Origin of the sequence: Chryseobacterium sp. BIGb0232, from assembly GCF_024810195.1 — a bacterium.
GTDB classification, from domain to species: domain Bacteria; phylum Bacteroidota; class Bacteroidia; order Flavobacteriales; family Weeksellaceae; genus Chryseobacterium; species Chryseobacterium pennae.
The window spans coordinates 26066-43886 of the sequence record NZ_JANUEH010000010.1 but is presented as its reverse complement, the minus strand read 5'-3'; the positions used below and the strand labels follow the sequence as shown (position 1 = coordinate 43886).

16 protein-coding genes are annotated in these 17821 nt (G+C 36.9%); 11 read left to right on the top strand and 5 right to left on the bottom strand.

Going from position 1 to position 17821, the window contains the following annotated elements; genetic code table 11:
* Nucleotides 1-24 precede the first annotated feature (24 nt).
* The 5 genes from M2372_RS19145 to M2372_RS19125 all read left to right on the top strand — a co-directional run bounded on the left by M2372_RS19145 (nucleotide 25) and on the right by M2372_RS19125 (nucleotide 5923).
* Nucleotides 25-1266 carry an OmpP1/FadL family transporter gene (locus tag M2372_RS19145; protein WP_115968315.1) on the top strand — a complete coding sequence of 414 codons (1242 nt, stop codon included), beginning with the start codon at nucleotides 25-27 and terminating at the stop codon, nucleotides 1264-1266.
* 10 nt (nucleotides 1267-1276) lie between these two features.
* Complete coding sequence (locus M2372_RS19140; RefSeq protein WP_123320380.1) at nucleotides 1277-2758, top strand: G-D-S-L family lipolytic protein; 1482 nt, start codon at nucleotides 1277-1279, stop codon at nucleotides 2756-2758.
* 85 nt (nucleotides 2759-2843) lie between these two features.
* Nucleotides 2844-3782 (top strand): ribose-phosphate pyrophosphokinase, encoded by a 939-nt coding sequence (locus tag M2372_RS19135; protein ID WP_115968312.1) that lies wholly within the window; start codon nucleotides 2844-2846, stop codon nucleotides 3780-3782.
* A 55-nt stretch (nucleotides 3783-3837) separates the two neighbouring features.
* On the top strand, nucleotides 3838-4491 hold the full coding sequence (locus M2372_RS19130; RefSeq protein WP_115968310.1) for a 50S ribosomal protein L25/general stress protein Ctc: 654 nt from the start codon (nucleotides 3838-3840) through the stop codon (nucleotides 4489-4491).
* A gap of 211 nt (nucleotides 4492-4702) precedes the next feature.
* Nucleotides 4703-5923 carry a cysteine desulfurase gene (locus tag M2372_RS19125; RefSeq protein WP_123320381.1) on the top strand — a complete coding sequence of 407 codons (1221 nt, stop codon included), beginning with the start codon at nucleotides 4703-4705 and terminating at the stop codon, nucleotides 5921-5923.
* Between the two features lie 96 nt (nucleotides 5924-6019).
* On the opposite strand, the gene hemE is transcribed toward M2372_RS19125, so the two are convergent.
* The 4 genes from hemE to hemA are packed head-to-tail and all read right to left on the bottom strand — an operon-like array spanning nucleotide 6020 to nucleotide 10009.
* Nucleotides 6020-7051, bottom strand: a complete 1032-nt coding sequence (hemE, locus tag M2372_RS19120; protein WP_115968307.1) for a uroporphyrinogen decarboxylase — start codon at nucleotides 7049-7051, stop codon at nucleotides 6020-6022.
* 46 nt (nucleotides 7052-7097) lie between these two features.
* A complete protein-coding gene (locus tag M2372_RS19115) occupies nucleotides 7098-7781 on the bottom strand; it encodes a uroporphyrinogen-III synthase (RefSeq protein ID WP_115968305.1) in 684 nt (227 codons plus the stop codon).
* A 58-nt stretch (nucleotides 7782-7839) separates the two neighbouring features.
* Nucleotides 7840-8748, bottom strand: a complete 909-nt coding sequence (hemC, locus tag M2372_RS19110; protein ID WP_115968303.1) for a hydroxymethylbilane synthase — start codon at nucleotides 8746-8748, stop codon at nucleotides 7840-7842.
* The gene (gene hemA, locus M2372_RS19105) at nucleotides 8735-10009 is read right to left on the bottom strand and encodes a glutamyl-tRNA reductase (protein ID WP_115968301.1); all 1275 of its coding nucleotides are present in this window, start codon (nucleotides 10007-10009) and stop codon (nucleotides 8735-8737) included. The genes hemC and hemA overlap by 14 nt, the downstream gene beginning before the upstream one ends.
* A gap of 370 nt (nucleotides 10010-10379) precedes the next feature.
* On the opposite strand from hemA, the gene M2372_RS19100 reads away from it, so the two are divergent.
* The 6 genes from M2372_RS19100 to M2372_RS19075 all read left to right on the top strand — a co-directional run bounded on the left by M2372_RS19100 (nucleotide 10380) and on the right by M2372_RS19075 (nucleotide 16717).
* The gene (locus M2372_RS19100) at nucleotides 10380-11405 is read left to right on the top strand and encodes a rod shape-determining protein (protein ID WP_115968299.1); all 1026 of its coding nucleotides are present in this window, start codon (nucleotides 10380-10382) and stop codon (nucleotides 11403-11405) included.
* Between the two features lie 28 nt (nucleotides 11406-11433).
* Nucleotides 11434-12288: a rod shape-determining protein MreC gene (gene mreC / locus M2372_RS19095; RefSeq protein WP_123320382.1), complete on the top strand. Its 855-nt coding sequence runs from the start codon at nucleotides 11434-11436 to the stop codon at nucleotides 12286-12288.
* Nucleotides 12281-12787 (top strand): rod shape-determining protein MreD, encoded by a 507-nt coding sequence (locus M2372_RS19090; RefSeq protein WP_115968295.1) that lies wholly within the window; start codon nucleotides 12281-12283, stop codon nucleotides 12785-12787. The genes mreC and M2372_RS19090 overlap by 8 nt, the downstream gene beginning before the upstream one ends.
* A complete protein-coding gene (locus M2372_RS19085) occupies nucleotides 12784-14829 on the top strand; it encodes a penicillin-binding protein 2 (RefSeq protein WP_123320383.1) in 2046 nt (681 codons plus the stop codon). The genes M2372_RS19090 and M2372_RS19085 overlap by 4 nt, the downstream gene beginning before the upstream one ends.
* Nucleotides 14826-16055 (top strand): rod shape-determining protein RodA, encoded by a 1230-nt coding sequence (gene rodA / locus M2372_RS19080; RefSeq protein WP_115968291.1) that lies wholly within the window; start codon nucleotides 14826-14828, stop codon nucleotides 16053-16055. Before M2372_RS19085 ends, rodA begins: the two co-directional genes overlap by 4 nt.
* Before the next feature lie 80 nt (nucleotides 16056-16135).
* A complete protein-coding gene (locus M2372_RS19075; RefSeq protein WP_123320384.1) occupies nucleotides 16136-16717 on the top strand; it encodes a pentapeptide repeat-containing protein in 582 nt (193 codons plus the stop codon).
* Between the two features lie 174 nt (nucleotides 16718-16891).
* On the opposite strand, the gene M2372_RS19070 is transcribed toward M2372_RS19075, so the two are convergent.
* A complete protein-coding gene (locus M2372_RS19070; RefSeq protein ID WP_123320385.1) occupies nucleotides 16892-17602 on the bottom strand; it encodes a C40 family peptidase in 711 nt (236 codons plus the stop codon).
* Between the last annotated feature and the right edge of the window lie 219 nt (nucleotides 17603-17821).

The following is a 17821-nucleotide window of genomic DNA, read 5'->3' as shown; positions in this document are numbered from 1 at the left end:
ATTTGGGTTATATAATAATAGTCTATGAAAAAAATATTAGTATCAACTGCTTTATTGGCGGGCGTTTTATCTTACGCAGGAGGCTTCAGAGTTTCTTTGCAGGGGGTAAAACAATTGGCAATGGCGCATACTAGTGCTCATGCCGAAGATGCGAGTGTGACATTCTTCAACCCGGCAGGTATGTCATTTATTCCTTCCAAGCTGAGCGTAGTAGCGGGAGGATTTGGTGCAAGTAATAAAGTTACTTTTCAAAACTTAAATACTTTGCAGAGTACGGAAACGGATAACCCACTTGGGACCCCAATCTATGCAGCGATTACTTATAAACCAATAGAAAATCTATCTGTAGGTTTTAGCTTTTCAACACCTTTCGGAAGTACGATTAAATGGCCGGATAATTGGGAAGGTAAGGAAATGGTACAGAAATTAGAACTGAAGAGTTATTATTTCCAACCAATGGTTTCTGTGAAACTGGCTCCTTGGTTGGCTTTCGGAGCAAGTTATATCTATGCAAGAGGGAAAGTAGATTGGGATAAAGCTGTGACACAATTTAATGGGCAAGTAAATATCAATGACGATAAAGCAAGCGGACACGGATATGGTTTCGGTTTCTATTTCAGACCTGATCCAAAATTGGATGTTAGTATTGCATACCGTTCAGCAATTGACATGAAGGCTGATAATGGAACTGCTACATTCAAGTTCCCAACTCAGACCCCTTATTCATTATTAAAATTAAATGCTGCAGGCCAAGATGGTTTCACAGCAACACTTCCGTTGGTTGAAGAGTATACTATCGGTTTAACTTATAAAGTGACTCCAAAATGGCAGGTTTCTGCGGATTTCAACTATCATGGATGGGAGAGATATAGTAAGTTAGTCTTGGATTTTGCGAATGCACCACTTGCACCTAATAACCCATCAGATCCAACAGTTCTTGTGAGTGCTAAGAACTTTAAAAACTCTAAAACATTCAGATTGGGAACTCAATATGCTTTCACTAATATGATTTACGGTCGTCTAGGTGCATATTATGACGAGTCTCCTTATACTAACGAAAACTTTATTCCGGAAACGCCTTCTTTTGATACCTATGTGATTACTGGTGGAGTAGGATTTAAGCTAAAACAGTTTGGAATTGACATTGCGGGAGGATATGCGATGCCTCAGTACAGAAATGTGAACAATGCTAATCTTGGATTCTATGGACAGGCTAAGGCAAAAGCGTTCTATTTTGGTCTAGGTTTATCTTATAACCCTTTTTAATTAAAAGACTATGAAAAAAATTATAATATCAACAATAGCAGTTTCTGCACTTCTTTTTACCGTAACAAGCTGTAAAACTGATTTTGATACTGATGTAAAGGATATACAAGTAACAAAAGGGGATGCTAATTTCTCGAAATATGTTGCGCTAGGGAATTCATTAACTTCCGGTTTTAGAGATAATGCTTTATATATTGACGGTCAAAATGAATCTTATCCACTAATGCTGGCAGGACAAATGAAACTTGCTGGTGGAGGAGAGTTTAAACAGCCTATGATGCCTAATAATTCGGGAGGTTTCACTAATCTAGCAAATCCTGTAACTGGAGATTTTCTAGGGAAAATGGGACTGGTAGTAGGATGTAATAATGCTTTAGGGCCAAAACCTTCAGCGCCAGGAGCTCCTTTAGATAATATTTTATCAGGAGGACCTTATCAAAACCTGGGAGTGCCCGGAGCAAAATCTTTCCACCTAGGGTTGGCTAATTATGGAACATTGAATCCTTATTATTCAAGATTCTCAACAGGTGTTAGCCCAGTAGCTGCAGCTGTGGCTCAGTCTCCTACATTTTTCTCTTTATGGATAGGTAATAATGATGTTTTATCATATGCAACCAGTGGAGGAACAGGTGTTGATCAGACTGGGAACGCAAACCCACTTCTCTATGGTTCTAATGATATTACAGATCCAACAGTTTATAAATCAGTAATTAATCAATATGTAACAGCCCTTACAGCAAATGGTGCCAAAGGGGTTTTAGCAAATATTCCTAATGTTACAAGTATTCCGTTCTTTACAACGGTTCCTAGTAAACCTGTAGCCAATCTTTCGGACGCTCAGGCTGCTCAACTTAATGCAGCTTATGCTCCTTATAATGCAGGGCTTGCACAAGTAAAGAGTTTAGGGTTGATTACTGATGTGGAGTATCAAAGCAGGCTTATTAAATTCGCTGCAGGGTCTACAATGAATGGGGCTGTAATATTGGATAAAGATCTGAAAGATCTAACAGGGATTAATCCTGCGTTAAAATCTTACAGACAAACTACAAGTAATGATTTTATTATCTTAACGGCTGCTAATTTGCTTAAGCCTTATGATGCTACTTGTAATCCTCAGGGAATTAGTGCTGGTACTGCTGTTCCATTGGAGGACAAATATGTTCTTACAGAAAAAGAAACAGCAAAAGTGATTACTGCAACAGCTGCTTATAATACTGCTCTTAAAGATATTGCAACATCAAAGGGGCTAGCTTTTGTAGATGCTAATGCTAAACTAATTGAGCTTAGCGGAAAATCAGGAATTTCATGGGATGGCGTAAAATATAGCGCCACATTTGTATCGGGAGGAGCCTTTTCACTAGATGGAGTACACCTTACGGGTAGAGGATATGCTGTTATTGCCAATGAATTTATTAAAGCAATTAATAGCAAATATAAATCTACGCTTCCACAAGTAGATCCTAACAAATATTCAGGAGTTAAATTCCCATAATTATTGATTAAATAAAAACTTAGAAACCACAAGAGTAAATCTTGTGGTTTTTTTTTAAATTTGCAAAATCTTTTAAAAAGTAAAAATGGCCGATCAGTTAAGTTATCTATTTTGTACAAGAACCAGCAGGGACTTGGCAGAGAAAATTGCCCAACATTATGGGAAAGAATTAGGGAAAATCAACTTTCAGGAGTTCAGCGATGGTGAATTTGAGCCTGTTTTGGACGAATCCGTAAGAGGAGGAAGAGTTTTCCTAATCGGATCTACATTCCCTCCTGCAGATAATCTTTTAGAACTTCTTCTAATGATTGATGCAGCGAAAAGAGCTTCTGCAAAGAGCATTACCGTTGTAATTCCTTACTTCGGGCTTGCCAGACAGGACAGGAAAGACAAACCAAGAGCGCCGATCGGTGCTAAGTTAGTTGCCAACCTTCTTACAGCAGCAGGGGCAACAAGAGTGATGACAATGGATCTTCATGCAGATCAGATTCAGGGGTTCTTCGAAATTCCGGTAGATCACCTGTATGCTTCTTCGATCTTCGTTGATTACATCAAATCTTTACATCTTGACAATCTTACCATTGCTTCTCCGGATATGGGAGGTGCAAAAAGAGCAAAAAACTATGCAGGTCACCTAGGGGCAGAGGTAGTAATTGCTTACAAGGAAAGAAAAAAGGCCAACGTTGTAGAAGAAATGTTCCTTATTGGAGATGTAACAGGTAAGAATGTGATTCTTATTGATGATATGATCGATACAGCGGGAACGCTTTGTAAAGCAGCAGATATCCTGATCGAGAAAGGAGCAAAAACTGTTAGAGCTATGGCGACTCACGGAGTGCTTTCAGGGAAAGCTTACGAGAATATTGAGAACTCAAAAATTCTGGAAGTTATTGTAACTGACTCAATTCCTGTTAAAAATAATTTGTCATCTAAAATAAAAGTGCTATCTTGCGCCCCATTATTTGCGGACGTTATGACAATGGTTCATGAGCACAAATCAATCAGTAGCAAGTTTGTTATTTAATTGATTTTAAATAGTTTGCAGATTAAATTAAGAACAATTTTTTAAATTTTTATAAATGAAATCTATTACAATTCAAGGTACAAAAAGAGAAAGCGTGGGCAAAAAGTCTACAAAAGCTTTACGTGATGCTGAATTAGTTCCTTGTGTTGTTTATGGAGGTGAAGCACCTTTAAACTTCTCTGCTGAAGAGAAAGCTTTCAAAGGGTTAGTATACACTCCTGAAGCACACACGGTATCTATTGAAGTTGACGGAAAAACAATTCCAGCAGTTCTTCAGGATATTCAGTTCCACCCAATTACTGACAAAATTCTTCACATTGACTTTTATCAATTATCTGAAGACAAGCCAGTTGTTATGGAGGTTCCGGTAAGAATTACAGGACGTTCTAAAGGTGTTGTTTCTGGTGGTGTTTTACGTCAGTCTTTCAGAAAGCTAAAAGTAAAAGCTATCCCTGCTAACCTACCTGACGAAATCGTTGTTGATGTTACTCCATTAAGAATTGGTAACAAACTTTATGTAGGTGGTATCAAAACAGAAGGATATTCTTTCGTGCACCCAGACAATGCAGTAGTAGTTGCTGTTAAGATGTCTAGAAATGCAATGAAAGGTGGTGCTGCTGCAATGGATGAAGAAGATGAAGAAGAAGCAGAAGAAGTTGCAACTCAATCTCCTGATGTTCCAACAACAGAAGAAAAATCTGCAGAATAAGTATTGCTTATTTAATGATATAAGACCTGTCAAATTTTTTGGCAGGTTTTTTTTGTGCTTTTCAATCTATATCAGTTTTATTCATGTGATATCATTGAATATTTCTATTAACTGACAAGTATCAGCTTGTGACCGGATGCTTCCTTTCGAAAAAAAAGCCGTAAATTTGAAGAGTTCTAAATAAGGACGTCTTAATTTAAAAAATAAATAAATGTTTGACATTCAGGAAATAAGAAGCCAGTTTTCTATATTGGACAGAGAAGTGAATGGTAAGCCGTTGGTTTATCTGGATAATGCAGCTACATCTCAAAAGCCAAATTCGGTTTTGGAAGTCTGTCACGCATATTATACGGAACTTAATGCAAATGTTCACAGAGGAATTCATACATTAAGCCAATTGGCAACAGAAGAAATGGAACTTTCCAGAAGAAAGATCCAAAAATTCATTAATGCTGAACATGACTTTGAAGTAATTTTTACAAAAGGAACAACAGAAGGACTGAACCTTATTTCTTATATTCTAACGCAAAAATTACAAAAAGACGATGAGATTATCATTTCTTATCTGGAGCATCATTCCAATATTGTTCCATGGCAATTGCTTTGTGAAAGAACAGGAGCAAAACTTCGAGTAATTCCTATTGATGAAAATGGTATTCTTCAGTTAGATTATTTTGATAAATTTTTAAGTGAAAAAACAAAAGTAGTTTCTGTAAATCAGGTTTCTAATGCGTTGGGAATTGTAAATCCTATTGAGGAAATCATAGCGAGAACAAGAAAAAACACGGATGCCTATATCGTTATTGATGGGGCTCAGTCTGCACCTCATTTCAATATTGATGTTCAGAAATTAGATTGTGATTTCTTTGTATTCTCAGGACATAAAATGTATGCTCCGATGGGAACAGGTATTTTATACGGAAAACGTGAAATATTAGAAGCTTTGCCACCATTCCATGGAGGAGGAGAGATGATTGCAACATGTTCTTTTGATGGAACAACGTATGCAGGGCTTCCATTTAAATATGAAGCTGGTACACCTAATGTAGGAGGGAATATAGCGTTGGGAGCAGCGGTTGATTTTATGAACAGAGTAGGGCATGAGAATATTCAGAACCATGAAAATGCTTTGTTGGAATACGCTCAAAGACATCTTTTGGAAATTGAAGGATTGAAAGTATATGGCGAGAAAGCGAAGAGAACAGGTGTTGTTTCTTTTAATCTCGAAGGAGTAGGGATTTCTTCCGATGTAGGAATGATCCTGGATAAAATGGGTATTGCTGTAAGAACGGGACACCATTGTACACAACCTATCATGGAGTTCTTTAATATTGCAGGAACGGTAAGAGCAAGCTTTGCTGTTTATAATACTTTTGAAGAAATTGATCTTCTTGTGGAAGGTGTGAAAAAAGCACAACGAATGTTGAGTTAGTGCTATTTAAAACCAAACATATAAAAAAAGCCCTGTCAGTAATGATAGGGCTTCTTTTATTATCTTAAATCTTCGGTGTGAAGATTGATTTTGTGTTTATAAAGTTGGTTTCCAGTCAACCACTGCTCTGATGAATGCTTCAGCATTTTCAACAGGAACATTAGGGAGAATTCCGTGCCCTAAGTTGGCGATATATCTGTCCTTTCCGAAACGGTTGATCATTTCATTTACCATTTTCTTGATGGTTTCAGGAGTTGAATGCAATCTGGCAGGATCAAAGTTTCCTTGCAGTGTCATCGTGTGGTTTGTCAATGTTCTTGCGAATTCCGGCTTAATGGTCCAGTCAACACCAAGAGCAGAAGCTTTAGACATCGTCATATCTTCCAATGCAAACCAGCATCCTTTTCCGAATACTACCACATGGGTAAGTGGGCTTAATGCTTCAACGATCTGGTTGATGTACTGCCATGAGAATTCCTGATAGTCAGTTGGAGAAAGCATTCCGCCCCATGAATCAAAAACCTGTACAGCAGAAACTCCTTTTTCTACCTTTCTCTTAAGGTAGGCAATCGTAGTATCAGTAATCTTCTGAAGTAATAAATGAGCTGCTTCAGGTTGTTGGAAACAGAAAGATTTAGCAATATCAAAAGCTTTACTTCCTTTTCCTTCTACGCAGTAGCAAAGAATTGTCCATGGAGATCCGGCAAAGCCGATCAATGGAATGTCGTTATCTAATTTCTGAAGAGTAAGTTCAATAGCATCAAAAACGTAACCTAAAGTATCATTCACGTCCGGAGTCACAATATTCTGAACCTGTTCCATTGTTCTGATCGGAGTATCCAACCATGGACCAACGGATTCTTTCATTTTGAAATCGATTCCCATAGCCTGTGGCACTACCAAAATATCAGAAAACAGGATCGCCGCATCTAAAGGAAATCTGCGGATAGGCTGCATCGTAATCTCTGCAGCAAGTTCAGGCGTTTGACATCTTGTAAAGAAATCGTATTTGTCTCTTAAGGCAATGAATTCCGGCAGATATCTTCCAGCCTGCCTCATCATCCAGACAGGAGGTCTTTCTACGGTTTCTCCGCGAAGTGCTTTTAAATATAGGTCGTTTTTTATCATAATCTATTTAAACTAATATCACCGTCTAAATCCGGTAACAGATATTCTAAAGTTTGCTCACGATTTCCCGTCTTATCAGCTCGAATATAGAATTCAGCGTGTTTTCTTCGGACGTGAAAATATTCTCGTGAGTATAATTTCTCAATTCCCCGGATGTAGTTTCTCCAATCGAAAACAGCTTCATCTCTTTCAGGGAATTTTGCTTTGCAAAACTACGAACTCCGCTTGGACTAAAAAATACTGCAGCATGATATTTTTCAGGAATTAAAGGATTGGTTTCCTCCGTATTGTAGATCGTAATTTTTTTATACTTAATGTTTTGCAGAGGAAGATCTTTGTCCAGTACATTAATAGCAAGATTACCACAGAAGTGGAGAAATTGCTCATGTTGGCAGTTTCCGATGATAAATCTGGAAAGAGTTTCAGCATTTTTTAAGACTTTAAAAGTTCCAAATCCGTGCTTTCTTAATGCTTTTTTTGTCTTTTCACCAACACAGTAGATCTTGTTATAGTTTTTAGCCGTGAAATTTTCATTAGGCTTAAACCTGTTTTTGAAAAATGAAGCTACACCATTCACGCTGGTAAAAATCAGGGAATAGTTTTTCAGATCAAAGGGGCTGATCAGAATAGGCTTGGTCTTAATCACCTCAACACAGTCAACCGAGATATCCTCTCCTAATTCTTTGGATATAATGGTTTGGTCTATATTTTTGGTAAATAAGATTTTCATGTCTGTTGGATTAGAAGATGAAAAATACAGTTAAAAGAAATTGGAAATCTAAATTATCTTAGATCTGGCTTTTGATTTCAGCCATCAATTCTTTTCCTCCGTTTTCCAGTACTACCTTTGCGAATTTTTCTCCAAAATTTTCTTCCGGATTGTATTCGAAATTTTCATCAATGGCAATACAGTTTTTACCATCAAGAGAACAAAGTGAGGCTACAAAGCGGATCTGATCCTCAATAATTTCAGCAAAAGCTCCGATAGGTGCTGTACATCCTCCTTCTAAAGTGCTAAGGAAGTTTCGTTCAATTTCTACACAGATCTGGGTAGGTTTGTGATTGATCTGTTTCAGTATTTCATTGATTTCCGGTTTGTCGGAATGTCCTGCTACGGCAATAACACCCTGAGATGGGGCTGAAATCATGACCGGAAGCATTTCGTAATCAATTTCCATTTTCATTCTTTTGATCCCTGCCAAAGATAGAATGGTCGCATCAAAATTTCCATCTTCAAGTTTTTGAAGACGGGTCTGGATATTTCCTCGGATATCAGAAAACTCAGTATTCGGAAAATGTCTTAACCAGAAAGCTCTTCTTCTCAGGCTGCTTGTGGCAAGCCTCAGTTCATGAAGTTCTTTATTTCTGGCTGATTCTTTTCTGATGAGAATGTCCTGTGGAAAGTCTCTTTCAAGATAGGAGATCATCTCAATATTCTGAGGTAACAGGGTAGGAACATCTTTTAAAGAGTGAACAGCAATATCTATTTCATCATTCAATAAGGCAGTATCAAGGTCTCTTGTGAAAACCCCGGTGATTCCTAATGAGTATAAAGGCTGATTAAGATTCTTATCGCCAGAAGAAACGATAGGAACAATCTCCGTTAAATAATTGTTGTTCTGAAGGTGCCTTGCAACCTCTCTAGCCTGCCAAAGTGCAAGTGCGGAATTTCTTGTTCCGATTCTAATGCTTTTCATTGAATTCGTTGTTTGGTTGTTCAACTAATATTTCGTGCATTAATTTACTAATTTCTTCGGCTTTTAAAGGATTATCGATGATATATTTTGCAAAACGGTTGGTGATCTTCTGGATCATTTTATCAGAAAGCTCCATATCCGTGATGTCTATATATTTATTTTTCTTGTAAAAATTATGCATTTCATTGCGTTCCATGTTCTTTAAAACAGCTTTGAAATGATGAATGTTTGGTGCTAATTTTCTTTTTTTCTCCCACTCAATGAAATCTTTCATCAGATCCTTAATGATCTTTTCAGCTTTTGGAATTTCCTTTTCTCTTTGCTGGATCGTTTCCTGAATCTGTTTTGAAAGCTCATCCACATCAATTAACGTTACATTTTCATTTTCCGTAACATTCTTTTCAACGTTATGAGGGATGGAAAGGTCTATTACCAATGTTTCTTTTCCGTTCGGGAAATGCGATTGGTTAATAATCGGGTGTTTAGCCCCCGTAGCCACGATAAGAATATCAGTGTTTTTTAATTCCTTGTCAAAATCAGAATAATCAACGTGAGGAATATTATATTTCTGGGAAATCTTTTCAGCTTTCTCCTGAGTTCTGTTCGCTATTTTAATTTTTGGCTGGTAAACATGTTTTACCAGGTTTTCAACAGTGTTTTGCCCAATCTCACCCACACCAAGAAGAAGGATGTTCTTTTCAGCAATTCTCTTTTGGCTGTTTAAGATATAGTGAACGGCAGCATAAGAAACAGAAGCAGCTCCATTGGAAATTCCTGTTTCATTCTTTATCCTTTTAGAAATCTGAATGGCAGCATTAATGGCTCTTTCCAGATATGGATTAGAATTCTGTCTTTCCTTTTTAAAACGGCTGTATGCTTTTTTGATCTGACCAATAATCTCAAAATCTCCGATAATCTGGCTTTCCAAACCGGCGGCTACTCTGAAAAGATGTATCAAAGCCTCTTCTTTAGTCAGAATATTGGCAAACTGAAGGAAGTCTGTAAGGTTTACCCCGATGGTTTTGCAGTATTCTTCAGCGACTAAAAGATAATTGGAAGAAGTGGTATAGATTTCAGTCCTGTTACATGTGGAAACCACAAATGCATCCCCAAGGTCTTCCTGATGGACGCGGGAAACAAAATTTTTGATGTTTTCATCAAAGAATGCAAACTTTCCTCTCGTTTCTACATCGGCCTTTTCGTAGCTTATAGAAAGCACGGCAAAATTCGATGTTTGATGGATGTTGGAATACTGTAACATAAGCAACGGCAAATTTACGTTTTTTTTAATTAATCATCCCCTGATAGTGTATATGATAATTATCGTAAAAAACTATAGAGAGATTCAAAAAGGCATCCGTGGAAGTTAAAATGCTGTTGAATACAAAATATAAATAAAGAAATTTTCAAATTCGCTTATTTACCTGTTTATTTTCTCTGCTTTTCTTTGTGTTTTTGAGTCTCAAATTGTCCCGTTAATTTTAGTTGAAATCAAACTCTGTAATTATCTAAACAGAAAGTTAATAAAGAATTATAAATTTTAATAAAATTTTAACCAAATTATGTTGTAATGAAATTTCTTTAGTAGGGTTAAATTTATATCTTTGTAAACTTAAAATCAGAAGAAAAATATGAGTTTATTTGATATGTTTACGCAAGAAATTGCGATAGACCTGGGAACAGCTAATACCCTTATCATTCACAATAATAAAATTGTTATAGATCAGCCTTCAATTGTTGCAATTGAACGATCTACGGGTAAACCTATTGCTGTAGGGGAACAGGCTAAGCATATGCAAGGTAAAACTCACGAGGATATCAAGACGATTCGTCCATTGAAAGATGGGGTTATCGCAGATTTCCACGCTTCTGAACACATGATCAAGGAATTTATCAAAAAAATTCCTGGAATCAAGGGTAAATTCATACAGCCTGCATTAAGAATTGTGATCTGTATTCCTTCTGGTATTACTGAAGTTGAAAAAAGAGCGGTAAGAGACTCTGCTCAGAAAGTCAACGCAAAAGAAGTAAGGTTAATTTACGAGCCAATGGCAGCTGCTATAGGAGTTGGGATCGACGTACAGAAGCCTGAAGGAAATATGATCATTGATATAGGTGGAGGTACTACGGAAATTGCAGTAGTAGCTTTAGGTGGTATCGTATGTGATAAATCTGTAAAGATTGCAGGAGATGTATTTACCAATGATATTGCTTATTTCTTAAGAACTCACCATAACCTTTATATTGGAGAAAGAACTGCTGAAAGAATTAAAATTGAAGTAGGTTCTGCTGTAGAGGATCTTGATGTAGACATCGAAGATATTCCAGTACAAGGTAGAGACCTTATCACAGGGAAACCAAAAGAAATTATGGTAGGGTATAAAGAAATTGCCCGTGCATTAGACAAATCTATCATCAGAATTGAAGATGCTGTAATGGAAACTCTTTCTCTTACGCCACCGGAATTGGCTGCTGATATTTATAAAACGGGTATTTATCTTGCCGGAGGAGGTGCATTGTTAAGAGGTCTTGCGGACAGAATCCACAAAAAGACAGGTCTTCCTGTATTTGTAGCGGAAGATCCGTTGAGAGCTGTAGTTCGCGGAACTGGTATTGCCCTTAAGAATATGGATAAATTCAATTTCTTAATTAAATAATTTTAACTTTTTACGACTATATATCTGAATGGGATTTTTGCTGAGATTATTTTCGAAGAACACACTTTTTATCTTCTTTATATTCCTGCAAATTATTGCTCTGGTTCTGATATTCTCTAGAAATGCCATGCAGAGATCCTGGATTGCGGGCCAAACGGCTGCGTTGAATTCATGGATTTCCGGGTATATTGATGAGGGGGTTTCTTATCTGAAGCTAAAACAGATCAATGAAGATCTTGTGGTTCAGAATAAAGCCCTTATGGCAGAACTCTATGGGAAAGACGGATCAAAAAATCCTGTTTTCAAAAGAGTACATGATACCATCGGAGGTGGTCAGATCTATACTTTTGTTGATGGTGAAATTGTTTTCAACAGTATCAACAGAAGAAATAACTATTTTACAATCAACCGTGGCCGCAGAGACGGGGTCTTTCCTCAGATGGGGGTAATGGCACCTAGGGGTATTGCGGGGATTGTTATCAATTCTACAGACAGTTACGCATTGGTTCAGTCAGTATTGAGTGTCAACAAAATCAGAATTAATGCAGCGCTGAAAGATTCAGGATATTTTGGAACGTTAACATGGAATGGAGATAATTCCAGAGTGATGCATCTTGCGGATATTCCAAAATATGTTGCTTTAAAAGTAGGAGATACCGTTGTTACAGACGGTAAGTCTGCCATCTTCCCGAAAGGGGTGACAATTGGAACTATTGCCGGATATTCTGTAGATAATAAAACAGGTTTCTGGGATATTTCTGTGGAATTGAGTGAAAAAATGGGTGCGTTGAATAAAGTGTATGTCGTGAAGAACCTGAAGAAAGCAGAAGTGCAGAAGATTCAGGACACGATGCAGGCTGTAATAAAAAAGGAAAATGATTAGCAGGACTTTATTTACTGATATATTAATCATGATATTTCTTGTTGCATTACAGATTTTTGTATTGAACAGGATTACCATTTTCGGGAAATATACTCCGGTATTATATCCTGTATTCGTCATGTTCTATCCTTTTTTCAGAAATAAATTTCAGTTCCTGGCGTTAAGTTTTCTGATAGGATTATCTATTGATGGTTTCCTCTATTCATGGGGAATCAATGCTTTTGCAACAACATTGATTGCTTATTTTAGAACCTTGATATTCAGAACATCTACAGATACGTCTACAGACTTTTTCTCCTTTCAGTCCCTGCAATGGGCGCAGTTTTTGCTGTTTTTATTTTCAAGTATTTTCCTGCATCAGCTTTTAGTTCAATATATTGAGTTCTTTAAGTTTAGCAGGTTTTTCGAAATATTATTTAATGTGTTGGTAACTAGCGTAATTTCATTTATATTTATAGTTGTCTACGCATTAATATTTAAAATCAAACAAAAAGTTTGAACACACGTTATTTAAAAATCTTTTCCGTCCTTGTTGTAATCGCTCTTATTTTTGTAGCGAGGCTTGCATATTTGCAGTTGTTTACAGACCGTTATGCACTGAATGCAGCCAACACTTCCATCAAAATTGAATATGTAATTCCTCAACGAGGGGTAATTTTTGACCGTAACGGAAAAATTATGGTGGGAAATCAGCCCGCTTATGAGATTTCCTTTACCCAAGGCTTAATGAAACCGGATTTTGATACAATAGGTTTTTGCAGTCTGATGAAAATCAATAAGGCAGACTTTATCAACAAGATCAATATTATTAAGAAAGAAAAATATTATTCTAAGCTGACACCTATGACCTTTTTAAAGGATCTCAGCAGGGAAGATATTGCGAGAGTGCAGGAAATTATTTTTAAATATCCTGCCTTTAATATTGTACAGAGACCTCAGCGTCAATATGAAGTTTCTACTTCAGGTAACCTTTTAGGATATACCAGTGAAGTAAATGAAAAAGAGATTAAAAAAGACTCTGTCTATTATTTACCGGGAGATTTTATCGGAAAAACAGGTGTTGAAAAGTCTTATGAGAAGGAACTCCGTGGGGTAAAAGGAATGAAGTATATCCAAAAAGATATCAGACTCCGAAATATTGGATCTTATAAAAACGGATCTTTGGATAAAGATGTAATTACGGGTAAAGATATTACGTTAACTATTGATTATGATCTTCAGAGAACGGCTGAAGAAATGCTGGTCGATAAACACGGTGCCATTGTAGCTATTGACCCTAATAATGGGGAAGTATTAGTAGCAGCAACCGGACCGGATATTGATCCGAACCTTTTCACCGGGCCTTATAAATCCAAAAATTTATATGCCCTGTCAAAAGATACGCTTTATGAAAACAAGCCTACTTTTGATCGTTCTTTACAGGCGGGATATCCTCCGGGATCAACTTTCAAGTTGTTGACTGCCTTGGCTGCCATGCAGATGGGCGTAATGGATGAAAAGACTGTTTTTCCTTGTGGTGGCGGATTTTTCTATAAAGGAAAAAGAATTAAAGGACATGGTGGTGCAGATCCCTTGATTCCTTCTATCCAGGTTTCCAGTAACTGCTTTTTCACCTATGCATTTATTGCTATTATCAAAAAATATCCCGGAAACCCTTCAAAAGGTGTTGATGAATGGAAAAAGATCATGAGCAGCTTTGGTGTTGGAGAGTTTTTAAATAATGACTTTGCGGTAGGAGCAAAAGGAAGAATTCCTTCCGGAGATTTTTATGAGAAAAGGTTTAAAACCATCATGAAAGCAAGCGGGTCTCAGAGAACTGATTTTAAAAACTGGGATGAAATGTCAACCGGAGCCATCTATAACGGGATGGGGCAGGGAGATGTTTTGGTAACCCCTATTCAGTTGGCCAATTATGTGGCTGCTATCGCTAACAAAGGATGGTATTACACACCTCATATTGTAAAAGCTATTGATGGAAAGGCAAATCCTGATCCAAGATTTAAGGTAAAGCACCAGACTTTAGTTGATCCAAAACATTTTGAACCTGTTTTAAAAGGTATGGAAGCCGTAGTGTTGAGAGGAACGGCAAGAGGACTGAAATCCAATGACTTTACACAATTAGCCAAAACAGGTACCGCACAGGTACCGCAAGGAAAAGATAACTCCATCTTCGTATTGATTGCTCCTGCTGATAAACCAAAAATTGTTGTGGTTGCAGTAATGGAACACGCGGGATTTGGAGCAACGTGGGCAGGCCCGGCTTGTACAGTGATTGCTGAAAAATATATTACCGGAGATTTAAAAAGAGAAAATCTTTATAAAAAAATGATTACTTCGAGTTTCATGCCGGAATATAAGAGACAGTGGATTGCAGACTTGAAGCGTAAAGGACTTTATAAAGATCCTAAACCGGATTCCATTAAACAAAAAAGAATAAAGGATAGCCTGGAACTTGTTAAACAACAAAAAGCCAAGCTCCAAAAGAAAATAGAAGAAGATAAGAAGAATAGTAACACTGTTAAAAAACCTGTTAAGCAATGAAATGGACAGAAGGGATAGATAAACTGGGCCTTGGGCTGTATTTCCTGCTTTGCATTTTTGCCATTGCCAATATCTACAGTGTTGACCAGAAATTAGGAGAAAAACAGTTGATATTCTTCTGTATATCTTTAGTGGTGGGACTCGTTATATTTTTAGGAAGAAGTAAGTTCTTCGAAAATATGGCCGGTATTATTTATATAGGCGGGGTTTTGTTACTGATCGGGCTTTTCCCTTTCGGAAAGGAAATTCTGGGGCAGAAGAACTGGTATAAGTTCGGAAGTCTTACCATGCAGCCTGTAGAGTTCGCAAAAATAGGTACTGCATTGATGCTGGCCAACTATGTTTCAGGGCCTGATTTTAATCTTAAGAATAGAAAATCACTGCTTACAGGTTTAGGGATTATTGGTATTCCGGCGGTTGTAGTATTGGCTATTCCCGATGTTGGTTCTATGCTTGTATTTATTGCATTCTTTATCGCTTTATACAGGGAAGGATTAAGTGGTTTGCTATTTGGGGTAGGTTTCGTTTTCGCTGCCGTTTTTTTGGTGGCTCTTGCGATTCCGCCAGTATATGTAGCGGCTGCTATTCTAATCATTGCAGGTGTTCTGATCGCGATGAATTATCATAGAATGTCGTGGGATGTGATTTCGATTTCTGGAATTTCAGGGTCTATTCTTTTATTATGTGGATTGGCATTCGGGTCACCTTATATCTTAGAAAAATTGCCTAAACACCAGAGAGAACGAATTGAGGTTCTTTATAAAGGTGAAAAAGCATTTAGAGACACTTCAGGATACAACTTATTATATTCCAAAACAGCGATTGGATCCGGAGGCCTTTTAGGAAAAGGATACCGTGAAGGATCAGTCACCCAGGGGAAATTTGTTCCCGAACAGGAAACCGATTATATTTTCTGTACAGTGGGTGAAGAATGGGGCTTCTTAGGAAGTGCTATCCTTGTTTTATGCTATATGGTATATATCGGACGGATCTATTATCTGGCAGAGAGGCAGAAGTCTACCTTTAACCGGGTATTTGGGTATTGCTTTGCTTCGATTTTATTAATGCACTTTTCAATCAATTTAGGGATGGTTATGGGGCTTTTCCCAACAGTAGGAATCCCGCTTCCGTATTTCAGTTACGGTGGAAGTTCTTTGCTGGCCTTCTCCATGATGACTTTTATTTTCTTTAAACTTAATTATTCGGATAAGAACAGCTTAGTATAGCTATTTCCAAAGATTTAACTTTGTTTAAGTTCTGCAGAATTTGTGGATTCTATTGTTATACCTATAAATCATTACTTTTTATGAAAGACGCTTATATTTTAGATCAAAATTTTGAGAATACAGATTTTGTACAATCTCCATTGGAAAAAGGAGAGTACGAGAATTGTACTTTTAAGAATTGCAACTTTGAATATGGAAACCTATCCGGTTTTAGTTTTACAGATTGTGAATTTATAGGATGTAACCTCAGCATGGTAAAACTTACCTCAACGGCTTTTAGGAATGTTTTTTTCAAGGAATGTAAAATGTTAGGCCTGCAGTTTAGTGATTGTAATGGCTTTGGTCTTTCCTTTAAGTTTGATGGGTGTGCTCTTCGTAATTCTATATTCTATCAGACCTCAATAAAGAAAACTGTTTTTAAAAATTCTAAGCTGATTGAAGTAGATTTCACCGAATGTGATTTATCCAATGCAGTATTTGGCAACTGTGATCTGTCAGGAGCTGTTTTCGACAATTCTAACCTTGAAAAAGCAGATTTGAGGACTTCGGTAAACTATTCGATAGATCCGGCTTTAAATAAGCTTAAAAAGGCCAGATTTTCGCTTTCTGAAATATATGGACTTTTGTATAAGCTGGATATTGAAATAGACAGAAATAGCTAGGTGTTGAATGTTGGTCTAAGCATTAATCATTAATTTCAATAGAAGCGAGCTTTAGTCTGCTTTTTATATAAAATGCATTCCATTGGATTTAACCTAAACTTAATGGGGTAAGACAAATAAAAAAGCCGTCAGAATTTCTGATGGCTTCATTATTTAAATCAATTATTTATAAAATTAAAAATTTGCTGGTGTAGCTTGAGTAGCAGAAGCTAGATTGTTGTAATTTTCTCCTTCTGCATTAATTACTCTTTTTGCGAATCTGAATTTAGGGCCCCAATAAGAATCATTCAGTGAAGAAACCATTACTCCTTTAGATGTTGCTGCGTGAATAAATTTGATCTCTCCTTCTTCAGTAACACTTTCTACAATACCTACGTGAGAAATTCTTCTTCCATGAGAAAAGAAGATTAAGTCTCCTTTCTGTAATTCTCCTTTTTCAACTCTTTCACCTTCCTGAGCCTGAGAAGCCGCTACTCTTGGTAAAGTAAGACCTGCTGCAGCTCCGAAAACAGAAAGAACGAAAGCTGAACAATCAATACCTCTTCTTGTAGTTCCTCCATATCTGTAAGGAGTTCCAAGGTATGTTTCAGCTTCTTCAAGGATACCGTCAATGGTTTTATTGTGTTTGATTGCTTTTGCAATCTCAGAATTCTTAACTGCTTTTTTAGCATTTGCTATAGATGCCGCTTTTTCTGCAAGGAATGAGTCTATCAATTTCTGCTTATCCTGCTCCATCTTTTTGTTATCAATAGAAGCTAGTTTGGCATCTGTTTTGTATTCTTTAGCGTAAGTTGCTGGTTTTGAAACTACATAATTGGTAGCACACGATTGCAATGATACAGTAGTAACTAAAGCAACTAAATAAAACAAAACTCTTTTCTTCATATATACTTGATTAACCGTGTTAAATTGGAATATTTATTTTCAAAAGCAATACAAAAGTAGAGATTCCGAGCTAAAGACCCCTGATATGATAATTGTCAGGATCTTATTTTAACACTATTTAACATATTATTTACATATGTTAAAGAAAAATAAACCGCAACTGCCTATTTTTGGTAAACCTGCGGTTTTTTTTATTAAGATTCTTTAACAAAATTCATC

Bases quoted from the DNA above. Each gene is read 5' to 3' on its own strand.
- M2372_RS19145 (WP_115968315.1), top strand. From the start codon at position 25: ATGAAAAAAATATTAGTATCAACTGCTTTATTGGCGGGCGTTTTATCT.
- M2372_RS19140 (WP_123320380.1), top strand. From the start codon at position 1,277: ATGAAAAAAATTATAATATCAACAATAGCAGTTTCTGCACTTCTTTTT.
- M2372_RS19135 (WP_115968312.1), top strand. From the start codon at position 2,844: ATGGCCGATCAGTTAAGTTATCTATTTTGTACAAGAACCAGCAGGGAC.
- M2372_RS19130 (WP_115968310.1), top strand. From the start codon at position 3,838: ATGAAATCTATTACAATTCAAGGTACAAAAAGAGAAAGCGTGGGCAAA.
- M2372_RS19125 (WP_123320381.1), top strand. From the start codon at position 4,703: ATGTTTGACATTCAGGAAATAAGAAGCCAGTTTTCTATATTGGACAGA.
- hemE (WP_115968307.1), bottom strand. From the start codon at position 7,051: ATGATAAAAAACGACCTATATTTAAAAGCACTTCGCGGAGAAACCGTA.
- M2372_RS19115 (WP_115968305.1), bottom strand. From the start codon at position 7,781: ATGAAAATCTTATTTACCAAAAATATAGACCAAACCATTATATCCAAA.
- hemC (WP_115968303.1), bottom strand. From the start codon at position 8,748: ATGAAAAGCATTAGAATCGGAACAAGAAATTCCGCACTTGCACTTTGG.
- hemA (WP_115968301.1), bottom strand. From the start codon at position 10,009: ATGTTACAGTATTCCAACATCCATCAAACATCGAATTTTGCCGTGCTT.
- M2372_RS19100 (WP_115968299.1), top strand. From the start codon at position 10,380: ATGAGTTTATTTGATATGTTTACGCAAGAAATTGCGATAGACCTGGGA.
- mreC (WP_123320382.1), top strand. From the start codon at position 11,434: ATGGGATTTTTGCTGAGATTATTTTCGAAGAACACACTTTTTATCTTC.
- M2372_RS19090 (WP_115968295.1), top strand. From the start codon at position 12,281: ATGATTAGCAGGACTTTATTTACTGATATATTAATCATGATATTTCTT.
- rodA (WP_115968291.1), top strand. From the start codon at position 14,826: ATGAAATGGACAGAAGGGATAGATAAACTGGGCCTTGGGCTGTATTTC.
- M2372_RS19075 (WP_123320384.1), top strand. From the start codon at position 16,136: ATGAAAGACGCTTATATTTTAGATCAAAATTTTGAGAATACAGATTTT.
- M2372_RS19070 (WP_123320385.1), bottom strand. From the start codon at position 17,602: ATGAAGAAAAGAGTTTTGTTTTATTTAGTTGCTTTAGTTACTACTGTA.